General features: G+C 75.5%; 2 protein-coding genes. Both read left to right on the forward strand.

The features are described 5' to 3' along the window. Positions 1-279, forward strand: a 279-nt coding sequence (locus ACYVE9_RS29815; RefSeq protein ID WP_461030981.1) for an iron chelate uptake ABC transporter family permease subunit, incomplete at its 5' end; no start/stop codon positions are given. A 122-nt stretch (positions 280-401) separates the two neighbouring features. Further along, positions 402-656, forward strand: a 255-nt coding sequence (locus ACYVE9_RS29820; protein ID WP_461030982.1) for an ATP-binding cassette domain-containing protein, incomplete at its 3' end; no start/stop codon positions are given.

Below are 656 nucleotides of genomic sequence, written 5' to 3' on the forward strand. Positions count from 1 at the left end.
GTCGCGGCCGTCGGTGCGCTGGGCTTCGTCGGGCTGCTGGTGCCGCACGTGGCGGTCGCCCTGTTCGGCGCCGACCTGCGCGTCACGCTGCCGGGGGCCGCGCTCACCGGCGCCGTGGTGGTGGTCGGGGCCGACGCGGTCGCCCAGCTCCTGGGGCGCTTCCTGGCCACGGTGCTCCACTCCGACCGGCTGGCGCTGCCGGTGGGCGCGGTCACCACCTGCGTGGGCGCGGTGCTGCTGCTGATTGTGGTGCGCCGCGCACCCGAGCGCTCGCACTGACCACACGGTCCGGGCATCGGGCGGGGGCCGACCCGCCCGGCAGGCGGGTCGGCCCCGCGGAACCTGACACGACACACGAGACGCACCGGGAGCCCGGTGGACGAAGGACGGTGAGGGCGGCGATGACAGGTGTGATCCCGGCTGCGGAGACAGCGACGACCGGCTCGCGGGTGGGCATCGAGGTGGCGGGGCTCACCTTCGGCTACCCCGGCCGCCCGGTGCTGCGGAACGTCGATCTGAGTATCGAGCCGGGGGAGTTGACCGCGCTGATCGGCCTCAACGGCTGCGGCAAGTCGACCCTGCTGCGGCTGGTCGCCGGGCTGCTGCGGCCGACGGCGGGGCGGGTGCTGCTGGGCGGTGACGACGTGGCGCGTCTC

It is taken from the genome of Streptomyces sparsus (assembly GCF_054776295.1).